This window comes from Saliniramus sp., from assembly GCF_035311605.1.
In the GTDB taxonomy this organism is placed as follows: domain Bacteria; phylum Pseudomonadota; class Alphaproteobacteria; order Rhizobiales; family Beijerinckiaceae; genus Saliniramus.
In genome coordinates this window covers 1-10,890 of record NZ_DATGCW010000276.1, presented here as the reverse complement: position 1 = coordinate 10,890, position 10,890 = coordinate 1, and the positions used below count along the sequence as shown (strand labels likewise).

The following is a 10,890-nucleotide window of genomic DNA, read 5'->3' as shown; positions in this document are numbered from 1 at the left end:
ATGGCGATTCAGGCCGGTATAGACGCCCATGGGCACGCCAACGAAAATCGCCAAGAGAGCTGAGACGAAGACGAGCTCCAGAGTCGCCGGCAGGCGCTCTGCGATCAGGGTGTTAACCTCGCGGCCCATGCGATAGGACTGACCAAACTCGCCCTGGACCGCATTGCCGACCCATTTGACGAACTGAACCGGTACCGGATCATTGAGCCCCAGCGCTTCCCGGGCAGCCATACGTTGTTCCGTCGTCGCTTCAGGACCGAGCATGTTGTTGACGGGGTCGCCGACGAACTGGAACAGCGAAAACGAGATCATGGCGACCACGAGCATGACGAAAACCGCCTGCACGAGTCTTTGAACGATAAAGTCGAGCATCGACATACCCTTGATAACCAGGACAGAGCGCGCGTTACGGCTCTGACAGGACCCGACAAGAAACCATCCGCGATGGCAGCGTTCGGGCTGAAAGCTGCGCCCCGATTAGAAAACCCGGGGCAGGAATCCGGCCCCGGGTCTTCCATTCATCTGCAAAGATCAGTCACGCAGGCGGACGTAGCGCAGGTCCACGTCGTTATGCGGACGCTGCTCGATATGCTCCACACGGTCCGTACGAACGGCCCAGGCCAGCGCCTGCTGGTGCAGCGGCAAGTGCCCGACATCATCCTTGTGGATCTGCATCGCTTCGCGGATCAGCGCGTTGCGCTCCTCCTGATCGACGGTCACGGCGATCTGATCATAGAGCTCCTCGACCCGGGGATTGGTATAGCGACCCGAATTCCAGGTGCCCTGCCCGGGCCCATCCAGCGTCATCAGGTTCTGGAACGCGTTCAGCGCGTCATAGGTGCCGGGCGTCCAACCCAGCATGTAGAAGCTGGTGTTGTAATTCTCGGCGGCGCCGATCTTGTTGAAGTGCAGCGACAGGGTCTGCGCGTTCAGATTGGCGTCGATGCCGATACGGCGCAGCATCGGAATCACCGAGGAGCAAATGGCCTCGTCGTTGACGTAGCGATCGTTCGGGCAGTCGAGGGTCACCGGGAAGCCATCCGGATATCCGGCCTCGGCGAGCAACTCCATCGAACGCTCGGGATTGTACTCGTAAGGCTGGCCGATCTCCTCGTCGAAACCGACGATACCCGGTGCGATCATGGAGCCCGTCGGATTGGAAGCGCCGCGCATGACCACCCGCTGGATGGCATTCAGGTCAATCGCATGCGCGAAAGCCTGACGAACGCGAACATCCTTGAAGGGGTTGTCGCCGGAGCCCGGCATGTCCATCAGTTCATCGCGATGCTGATCCATGCCGAGGAAAATCGTGCGAAGCTCCGGACCCTGCAGCACCTCGACAGCCGCGTCCTGCTCAAGACGCGGAACGTCCTGCAGCGGAACCGGATACATCATGTCGATCTCACCGGAGAGGATCGCGGCGACGCGCGTCGCATCATTGCCGATCGGCAGGAATTCGGCGCGCTCGACATTGGTCTCGAGCTCGTCGTATCCCCAGAAATCCTCATTGATCTCCATGACGAGACGATTGTCCTGAGACCACTCGACGATTTCGTAGGGACCCGTTCCGTTGGCGTTCAGGTTCGCGAAGTTTGTCGTGCCACCGCCGAGGACGACATCGAAAGCGTTATTTGCCTCCATGAAGTCTTCGTTCACGATGAAGAACTGTGACAGATTCTGAAGCAGGATCGGATCCGGCCCTTTGGTGATGATACGGATTGCGTGATCATCAATCTTTTCGATCGTTTCGACATTGGAGAGGAAGCCGGACATCTCGGCCCCTTCCTGCGTGATCCGACGGAAGCTGTAGAGAACATCATCCGCCGTGAATGGTGTGCCGTCATGGAAATTGACGCCTTCACGGAGTTTGAACTCCCACGTCACATCGTCGACATTTTCCCAGGATTCCGCCAGATCGGGCTCCAGCACGAGGTCATATTTTCGGTGAACGAGCGCACCATACACCATGGCTTTCATGGTGTTTGTCGTGCCATGATTGTGCATATGCGGGTCGAGCCCGAGGATGTCACCCGTCGTGGCATAACGGAAGGTATTGTCCTGAGCGTGAGCGCTGAAGCTCATCATGGCCACAACCGCGACCGATGCGAGCAGTTTGCCAGTGTTTTTCATCTCTGATGGTCCTCCAAAGTCAAAAGCGGACTGTGTGGTTTTTTGCGATCTATGCCGCTTATCCGAACTCGCGGATCATTATGCACCGCGCCTGACTCTGGCAACTCCCCCCATTTCATTTTCTTGCCGATTTCGCACAAATTGGAAGCATGAATCGGCCAAGATATCGGCATGCAAAGAGTTTGTGCATTTTTTATCGACGCTAAACTATACACATTCTTAAGTTACTGTAGGTAATGTAAAATAGCCTTTGATTGCAATATCCGTGACAATATGCCCATACCGATTCCGCCGAGGCAGCTGCGGGGCCGGATATTGACCACATGGCGCAGTCAGTCATGATCGCGCATCGAACGCGCGACCCATCCGGCCGGAGGCCTTTGTGCTCGGCCACATCCACGAGAGAGTCCCAGAATGCCCGTCATCAACCGCGTCGCGGATCTCACCGACGAAGTCGCCGCCTGGCGCCACGATTTTCACGAGAATCCCGAACTCCTCTTCGACGTTCACCGGACCGCCGGAATCGTCGCGGAAAAGCTGAAGGAATTCGGCGTCGACGAGATCGCCACGGGTATCGGCCGTACCGGCGTCGTCGGTGTCATCAAGGGCCGCAGCAACACCTCCGGCAAGGTGATCGGCATTCGCGCCGATATGGATGCGTTGCCGATCGAGGAAGCCGCCGACGTCCCCTATCGCTCGAGGACACCGGGCAAGATGCATGCCTGCGGCCATGACGCCCATACCGCCATTCTGCTCGGTGCGGCGAAATATCTCGCCGAAACCCGCAATTTCGACGGGACCGTCGTACTGATCTTCCAGCCCGCCGAAGAAGGCGGTGGTGGTGGTGACGAGATGGTGCAGGACGGCATGATGGATCGCTTCGGCGTGCAGGAGGTCTATGGCCTGCACAACATGCCGGGTCACCCGGTCGGCTCCTTCGCCATCCGTCCCGGCCCGATGATGGCCGCAGCCGACAGCTTCAGCATCACCATCGAAGGCAAGGGCGGCCATGCGGCCATGCCCCACCAGACGGTGGATACCGTGCTGGTCACCGCCAACGTCATCACCGCCCTGCAGGGCATCGTCTCACGCAATGCCGATCCGCTGAAATCCGCCGTGATCTCCGTCTGCTCCATGCAGGGCGGCAACGCCTACAACGTCATCCCGCAGACGGCCACCCTGCTCGGCACCTGCCGCACGCTCGAGCCGGAGGTGCGCGACATGTGCGAGCGGCGCATCAAGGAGGTCGTCGATGGCGTCTGTGCCGCCTATGGCGCGAAGGGGAAGGTGGATTACCACCGCGGTTATCCGGTCACCGTGAACGACCCCGAGAAGACGCAGTTCATCGCCGATATCGCCGCGGAGATCGTCGGCGTGGACAAGGTGGCCACCGATATCGCCCCGCTGATGGGCGGCGAGGACTTCTCCTACATGCTCAATGCCCGCCCCGGCGCCTATATCTTTCTCGGCAACGGCGACAGCGAATCCTGCCATCATCCGGCCTACGTCTTCGACGACGAGGCCCTGCCCTACGGCGTTTCGCTCTGGGCAAAGCTCGTTGAGCGCGCGATGCCCGCCTCGGCTTGAGGCCCTGCGTCAAAACCCGTTAATGACCCTGAACGCTGTCTGAATATCGCGCTCAGGGTCGATCCAGCGGCGGTTTGGCATGGTGATTTCCAACAAGGGAGATCACTCATGCGCCGCTTCGTCACCACCGCTCTCACCACCGCTTACTGCTTCGCCATGATCGGCTTGCTCGGCGGCATCGGCGTGATGGCGTCCGGCGCCGGCCTCCCGACACCGAAGGCCGAGGGCAGCGTCGGCATGGCTCTGATCCTGCTGCTGCAGCACTGATTCGCGCATCCCTCCCAGCGCAAAAACGCTTCCCGGCGGAGTCGGAACTGCTCTACCCTTTCGCAACGTCAATAAGACTGCGGGAGGAGCACGAAATGGCTGCCGACAATCTTGCAAACGACCCCGAGATACTTCTCGGATCACACAAACCATCAGGCCGGCTCGCGGGTCGCGTCGCCTTCGTGACCGGGATCGGCTCGGTGGGTCCCGGCTGGGGCAACGGCAAAGCCATTGCTGCGCTCTATGCCCGCGAGGGCGCGAAGGTCTTCGGCGTCGACATCAACCCGGGCGCCGCAGAGGAGGCCTGCGCGGCGATTCGCGCCGTCAGCGCGGCGGATGGCGGTGAATGCGCCGTCATGAGCTGCGACGTCACGCAGGAAGACCAGGTCGCAGCCGCGATCGCGGCATGCCGCGCCCGCTTCGGGGCGATCGATGTGCTCGTCAACAATGTCGGCATCGTCAAGCTCGACCGCCTCACCGAGATCGACGCAGCCGACTGGGACCGGGTCTTCGCCATCAACGTCAAGAGCGCCTATCTCACCGCCAAGCACATACTGCCCGAGATGGAAGCGCGTGGGCGCGGCGCTGTAGTGAATATCGCCTCGATCGCCGCGATTCGGTATACAGGCGTCCCCTATGTGACCTATTACGCGACAAAATCGGCCATGCTCGGTCTCACCCGGGCGATCGCGCTCGAATATGCGAGCAAGGGCGTGCGTGCCAACGCGGTGCTGCCCGGCCTGATGGATACACCCATGGTCACCGCAGGACTCACCAGTGCTTACGCCATGCAGGGCGATGTCGCGGGCCTGAAACAGACCCGGGCCGCACAATGCCCGATGGGACGCATGGGAGATGCCTATGACGTCGCCACCGCCTGCCTCTATCTCGCCAGCGACGAGGCCAAATACGTCACCGGTGCGGAGCTTGTTGTCGATGGCGGGATCACGCAGAAATATGCGTAAGGCAGCATGATCGGGAGCACTACACCATGGCTTTCATCGATGAGTTCCGCAAATTTGCCCTGCGCGGCAGCGTGGTCGATCTCGCCATCGGCGTGATCGTCGGCGCGGCCTTCTCGCGAATCGTCGATTCGATGGTCAGCGACATAATGATGCCAATCATCGGCGCGCTTGCCGGCGGGCTGGATTTCAACAACTACTTCCTGCCCCTGTCCGGCGAGATTACCGAGACAACGCTCGACGCGGCCCGGGAACAGGGCGCCGTGCTCGCCTATGGCTCGTTCCTCACCGTCGCGCTGAACTTCCTGATCATCGCATGGCTGCTGTTTTTCGTGGTAAAGGTGATAAACCGCCTCAAGGAGCGCGAGGAGACGAAGGCCGAGGCCGAGGCCGTGACCGCCCCCACCTCCGAACTGCCGGCGGATGTGAAACTCCTCGCCGAAATCCGGGATCTGCTCGCGGCGAACGGCGGCGCGTCACCGGAAACGGTCCGCAAGCCGGATACGCCGCCGAACTCTTGATCCCACCCCTCAGGTGTCGATTACACCCGCAGATTCTTGCTGCTTGAGCGAGCCGGGGCTCGGCATCGAGATGGTGTTGTAGCCGGAATCCACATAGTGGATTTCGCCGGTGACACCGTTCGACAGATCGGAGAGCAGATACAGCCCCGAACCACCGACATCCTCGATCGTCACCGTCCGGCGCAGCGGCGCATGCGCCTTCTGATAGGCGAACATCAGCCGCGCATCAGTGATGCCGGCGCCCGCCAGCGTGCGCACCGGGCCAGCGGAGATGGCGTTGACGCGGATATTCTCCGGGCCGAGATCGGAAGCGAGGTAGCGCACGCTCGATTCGAGCGCGGCTTTCGCCATACCCATCACATTGTAATTGGGCATGACCCGCATCGAGCCGCCGTATGTCAGCGTCAGCATCGAGCCGCCCGGGCGCATGCGCTTTGCCGCGCGCTGCGCCGCCTCGGTGAAGGAGAAGCAGGAGATGACCATGGTGCGCGAGAAATTCTCGCGGGTGGTGGCGTCGATATAGCGCCCTTTCAACTCTTCCTTGGACGAATAGCCGATGGCGTGGACGAGGAAGTCGAACCCGTCGCTCCAGGCCGCGTCGAGCTGCTCGAACACGCTGTCGAGAGAAGCCAGATCCTCGACATCGCAGGGGATGACAAGATTGGAACCCACCGATTCGGCCAGCGGCTTCACCCGCCGCCCGAGCGCATCACCCTGATAGGTAAAGGCGAGTTCGGCGCCCTGGTCCGCCACCGCTTTCGCGATTCCCCAAGCGATGGAATGGTTGTTGGCGACACCCATGATCAGGCCGCGCTTGCCCTTCATCAGACCGGTCAAAAGCCCGCCCTCCCCTTTAACCGCGCCGGATCAGGCGTCGGGATGTTTCATCACGATGGTCGCATTGGTGCCGCCGAAGCCGAAGGAATTCGACATGAAGCAGCCGATCTTCGCGTTGTCGCGTCGCTTGGTCGAGATCGGCATGTCGTCGAATTCCGGGTCGAGCTCGGTGATATGGGCGTTGGCGCTGATGAATTCATTCTGCATCATCAAAATCGAGTAGATCGCCTCCTGCACGCCGGTCGCGCCGAGAGAGTGCCCCGTAAGCGACTTCGTCGCCGCGATCGGCGGGCATTTCTCGCCGGAGCCGAAGATCTCGCGCAGGGCCTCGATTTCCTTGGCATCGCCCACCGGGGTCGCCGTGGCATGCGGATTGACGAAATCGATCGGCGCTTTCACCGTCGAAAGCGCCTGACGCATGCAGCGTACCGCGCCCTCGCCCGACGGCGCGACCATGTCATAACCGTCCGACGTGGCACCGTAGCCGACGATCTCGGCGATGATGGGAGCGCCGCGCGCCCTGGCGTGCTCCATCTCCTCGAGCACCAGAACCCCCGCACCACCGGCGATCACGAAGCCGTCGCGATAGCGGTCATAGGCGCGCGAGGCGGTCTCGGGCGTGTCGTTGTACTTGCTCGACATCGCGCCCATCGCGTCGAACAGGTTGGAGAGCGTCCAGTCGAGATCCTCGCAGCCGCCAGCGAAGATGATGTCCTGCCGCCCGGCCTGAATCGTCTCGAAGGCATTGCCGATGCAATGGTTCGAGGTGGCGCAGGCCGAGGAGATCGAATAGTTCACGCCCTTGATCTTGAACCAGGTGGCCAGCGTCGCGGCAGCGGTTGAGGACATCGCCTTGGGCACGGCGAAGGGACCGATGCGTTTGGGGCCCTTGTCCTGGGTGATGCGTGCCGCCTCCACGATGGTGCGTGTCGAGGGTCCGCCAGAGCCCATGATGATGCCGGTGCGCTCGTTGGAGATCTCGTTTTGCCCGAGCCCTGACTGTGCAATTGCCTGATCCATGGCAACATGGTTCCAGGCCGTGCCGCCGCCATGGAAGCGCATGGCGCGGCGATCGACAAGCGCCTCGACATCGATTTTCGGCGCGCCATGGACATGGCAGCGGAAGTTCAGATCGGCATATTCCTGCGCGAAACCGATACCGGAGCGGCCTTCGCGCAGTGAATTCGTGACCTCCTGCGTATCATTGCCGATGGAGGAGACGATCCCCATTCCCGTGACGACGACGCGTCTCATGTGCAACTCCCTTCCGCCGGGTCTGAAGCCCGCGCGCGGGCTCGAAGCGGATTATTCTTTAAGCGTTTTTCGTCCGGCGGCCAGGCCGCCGTGCTCTCGCGATGCCGGATACGCGGCACCGTGATGCTCAGGTCGCCTCGGGCTTGAACAGCCCGACGCGCAGATCCTTGGCTTCGTAAATCCGTTTTCCGTCCGCCTCAAGGAAGCCGTCGGCCACGCCGAGCACCAGCTTCGAACGGAAGACGCGCTTGAGATCGACGCCGTAGACCACCTTCTTGACGCTGGGCAGAACCTGGTCGGCGAACTTCACCTCGCCGACGCCGAGCGCGCGTCCGCGCCCCTCGGCACCGAGCCAGCCCAGATGGAAGCCGACCATCTGCCAAAGGGCATCAAGCCCGAGGCAGCCCGGCATCACCGGATCGCCCTGGAAGTGGCAGGGGAAGAACCAGAGATCGGGGCGGACATCAAGCTCGGCGCGGACATGGCCCTTGCCGTAAGCGCCACCATCCTCGCCGACGGAGGTGATCCGGTCGAACATCAGCATGGGCGGCAACGGCAATTGCGCGTTACCGGGGCCGAACAGCTCGCCGCGACCGCAAGCGAGGAGTTCCTCATAGGTGAAACTGTATTGACGGTCCATGTGGCTCCGGTCGATCCTTCTGGCGCGCGATTCTCAGTACCGGCGTAACCCACCGGCGTGCGTCTGTTAACATAGTGTAACCGGCCATCAAAGGCACGTCGGCAGCGTTTTGCGTGTTTTTCGTATACAATGCAGCACGCGGCATTGCAGGCACCCCGTTGCGCGCAATGCCGCGAAATCGCCGCAGATACACCCGATAAGCGAACCGACGGGTTGCGGATCGGACGCGCAAACCCTATAGATATCGTAGGATTGTTCGAGCGAAGAAGCGGGCGTCATGGATCATATCGCGTCGACCGAAAAGCGAAACACCCAACTGGACATACAGGGCCAGATCACGACTGCGCCCCAGCCTACGGGACGCAGCGGCTGTCCCCTGTCGGAGCTCCGCGACAAGCTTCGCCGTGTGGGCCTGCGCCCGACACGCCAGCGCGTGTCTCTGGGCTGGCTGCTGTTCGGCAAGGGCGACCGCCATATCACCGCCGAGATCCTCTACGATGAAGCCGCGCGCGCCCGCGTCCCTGTTTCGCTCGCCACGGTCTACAATACGCTTCACCAATTCACCGAGGCGGGCCTGCTGCGGCAGCTCGCGGTGGATGGCTCGAAGACCTATTTCGACACCAATCCGACCGAGCACCACCATTTTTTCGTCGAGGATGACGAAGCCCTGATGGACGTGCCCGCCGCCGACGTCACCGTGGTCGATCTGCCCGAAGCGCCCGCCGGTTACGAGATCGCCCGTGTCGACGTCGTCGTGCGTCTGCGCCGCAAGGATGGGCACGGCTGAATCGCAGGTGGGTGCCCGCCTTCGGGCGAGTGCGCCACAAGCGATGTGCGGTCTCTTATCTCCCCGTTCTGATGCGCTTCTGTTAGCGTATTTCCTGTTTGCGCGGCCATGCGGCCTGCGCTTCGAGAGCGGGGTTGGCATATGACTTCGACATCCTGGAGACTGGGTCCGCAGCCGGGTGCGCGTATTGCGGTGCTCGGCGCCTGCGGTGGTATCGGGCAGGCGCTCGTCGCTGCCCTGAACGCAATCGGCTGCCGCGTCTTTGCACTCGACCTGCCGCGCTCGCTCGAAGCCTCTGCGCCGCAGGGAACCGAAGCCGCCATCCCCATCGACGCAACCAGCGAAGCGGCGCTGACGGAAGCTTTCGCGACACTGGAGCAACACGCCGGCGGGCTCGAAGGCTTCGTGCATCTGGCCGGATTCACGGCGGCGCCGGCACCGCTTTCGACGCAAACCCGCGCCGTCTTCGATGATGTCGTCACCGGCAATCTCGATTCGACCTTCCTCGCCGCCCGCGCCGCGCTGCCGCTTCTGGCGCGCGGAAGCGATGCGTCGCTCGTGCTCACCTCCTCCGGGCTCGCCGCCAAGGCGACGCCGGGATACGGCCCCTATGCCGCCGCCAAGGCCGGCGTCATCGCCCTCACCCGCGTCCTCGCCATCGAGAACGCGCCGCATATCCGCGTCAATGCCGTGGCCCCGAGCGCCGTCGAGACGCCATTCCTGGAAGGCGGGATGGGCCGCGACCCACATGGGCGCGGCTTCGACCGCGAAGGCTATGCGAAGTCGATACCGCTCGGGCGCATCGCCGCCCCCGATGACGTGACCGGCCCGCTGCTCTTCCTGCTCGGCCCTTCATCAGGATACATGACCGGCCAGGTCCTGCATGTGAACGGCGGTTCGTTGATGCCTTAGGCCAGCAATGCCGACACGGTGCGGCCTGCCGGCTGATTGTACAATTCTTGCATTCACGGCCCGTTATGCTTACCGGAGTGCCATGTCGAGACAGGCGGGTCAGAATGAACGAGAGCGCTGAAACGCTGCCACGCTACATGCAGGTCATGCAGATCCTGCGCGAGCGGATCGCGTCGGGGGTCTATGGCGTCGACACGCTGATCCCGACCGAGGCAGAATTATGCGAAGAATTCTCCGTCAGCCGCTACACCATCCGCGAGGCGCTACGCCGGCTGGCGGAAGCGGGATATGTTGCCCGGCGACAGGGCTCTGGCACGCTTGTCATCGCGCAGGAGCCGCCGGGGAATTTCACCCATTCGATGCGCTCATTGACGGAGCTGTTTCAGTACGCCGTCGATACCCGCTTCGCCATCGACGAGATCACGCCCGTCGCGGTGGACGAGGCGGCAGCGGCCCTGATCGGCTGCGCGCCGGGCGAAACCTGGTTGCGGGTACAGGGCCTGCGCATGACCCGCGCGCAGGACGCGATCATCTGCCATACGACTGTCTGGATCGACATGCGTTTCGCCTGGCTTGAACCCGAGATGCGCGATTGCGTCGGCCCGCTCTACGCCCTGATCGAGCGCCGCGCCGACACCCCCGTCGCCGAGGCGATCCAGACCACCAATGCGGTCCCGATCCCCACCGAAATCCGTGCCCGGCCCGATGCGCCCGAAGGCGCCTACGCGCTGCGCCTTGTGCGCCGCTATCTCGACCGCGACGGCGCGACCATGGTTGTCTCCATCAACCACCATCCCGCCGACCGCTTCAGCTATACGATGCGCATCCGCCGCGATGCGCTGGACGGCTGAGCGCGGAACCGGCTTTCACGCTCACCGGTTCTTCCGCCAGCCGGGATCCAGCTGAAGCAACGCGGCTCACGCCTGCAGCACGAAGACGCGAAACGGCATCCACAGCCCCATTCCCATCATGATCAGATTCTCCGTGAGCGAG

The 10,890-nt window shown here is 62.5% G+C and carries 11 protein-coding genes and 1 pseudogene; 7 read left to right on the top strand and 5 right to left on the bottom strand.

Annotated features, from left to right (window positions below):
• Positions 1–372 (bottom strand): annotated as a pseudogene (locus tag VKP01_RS12505) (ABC transporter permease); the annotation flags it as partial.
• Positions 373–531: 159 nt separating this feature from the next.
• The gene (locus tag VKP01_RS12500) at positions 532–2,130 is read right to left on the bottom strand and encodes an ABC transporter substrate-binding protein (protein ID WP_324412769.1); all 1,599 of its coding nucleotides are present in this window, start codon (positions 2,128–2,130) and stop codon (positions 532–534) included.
• Positions 2,131–2,544: 414 nt separating this feature from the next.
• Here VKP01_RS12500 and VKP01_RS12495 point away from each other — a divergent pair, with 414 nt between their 5' ends.
• The 4 genes from VKP01_RS12495 (at position 2,545) to mscL (ending at position 5,467) form a co-directional block, all read left to right on the top strand.
• Positions 2,545–3,717, top strand: a complete 1,173-nt coding sequence (locus tag VKP01_RS12495) for a M20 aminoacylase family protein (protein WP_324412768.1) — start codon at positions 2,545–2,547, stop codon at positions 3,715–3,717.
• A 108-nt stretch (positions 3,718–3,825) separates the two neighbouring features.
• Positions 3,826–3,984, top strand: a complete 159-nt coding sequence (locus VKP01_RS12490; protein ID WP_165604027.1) for a hypothetical protein — start codon at positions 3,826–3,828, stop codon at positions 3,982–3,984.
• A 95-nt stretch (positions 3,985–4,079) separates the two neighbouring features.
• Positions 4,080–4,949 (top strand): SDR family NAD(P)-dependent oxidoreductase, encoded by an 870-nt coding sequence (locus VKP01_RS12485; RefSeq protein ID WP_324412767.1) that lies wholly within the window; start codon positions 4,080–4,082, stop codon positions 4,947–4,949.
• A 26-nt stretch (positions 4,950–4,975) separates the two neighbouring features.
• Positions 4,976–5,467 carry a large conductance mechanosensitive channel protein MscL gene (gene mscL, locus VKP01_RS12480; RefSeq protein WP_324412766.1) on the top strand — a complete coding sequence of 164 codons (492 nt, stop codon included), beginning with the start codon at positions 4,976–4,978 and terminating at the stop codon, positions 5,465–5,467.
• 9 nt (positions 5,468–5,476) lie between these two features.
• Here mscL and fabI read toward each other — a convergent pair whose 3' ends face one another.
• The 3 genes from fabI to fabA form a co-directional block, all read right to left on the bottom strand.
• Positions 5,477–6,304 (bottom strand): enoyl-ACP reductase FabI, encoded by an 828-nt coding sequence (fabI, locus tag VKP01_RS12475; RefSeq protein ID WP_324412764.1) that lies wholly within the window; start codon positions 6,302–6,304, stop codon positions 5,477–5,479.
• 30 nt (positions 6,305–6,334) lie between these two features.
• Positions 6,335–7,558, bottom strand: a complete 1,224-nt coding sequence (gene fabB / locus VKP01_RS12470) for a beta-ketoacyl-ACP synthase I (RefSeq protein WP_324412762.1) — start codon at positions 7,556–7,558, stop codon at positions 6,335–6,337.
• A gap of 127 nt (positions 7,559–7,685) precedes the next feature.
• Positions 7,686–8,198 (bottom strand): 3-hydroxyacyl-[acyl-carrier-protein] dehydratase FabA, encoded by a 513-nt coding sequence (gene fabA / locus VKP01_RS12465; RefSeq protein ID WP_324412760.1) that lies wholly within the window; start codon positions 8,196–8,198, stop codon positions 7,686–7,688.
• A 277-nt stretch (positions 8,199–8,475) separates the two neighbouring features.
• Between fabA and irr the strand changes: the two genes are divergently transcribed.
• The 3 genes from irr (at position 8,476) to VKP01_RS12450 (ending at position 10,748) form a co-directional block, all read left to right on the top strand.
• Positions 8,476–8,985, top strand: a complete 510-nt coding sequence (irr, locus tag VKP01_RS12460) for a Fur family transcriptional regulator Irr (RefSeq protein ID WP_324412758.1) — start codon at positions 8,476–8,478, stop codon at positions 8,983–8,985.
• A 141-nt stretch (positions 8,986–9,126) separates the two neighbouring features.
• Entirely contained in the window at positions 9,127–9,897 is a 771-nt protein-coding gene (locus tag VKP01_RS12455; protein WP_324412757.1) for an SDR family NAD(P)-dependent oxidoreductase, read from the top strand.
• Positions 9,898–10,001: 104 nt separating this feature from the next.
• Positions 10,002–10,748 (top strand): GntR family transcriptional regulator, encoded by a 747-nt coding sequence (locus VKP01_RS12450; protein WP_324412755.1) that lies wholly within the window; start codon positions 10,002–10,004, stop codon positions 10,746–10,748.
• Positions 10,749–10,890 lie beyond the last annotated feature (142 nt).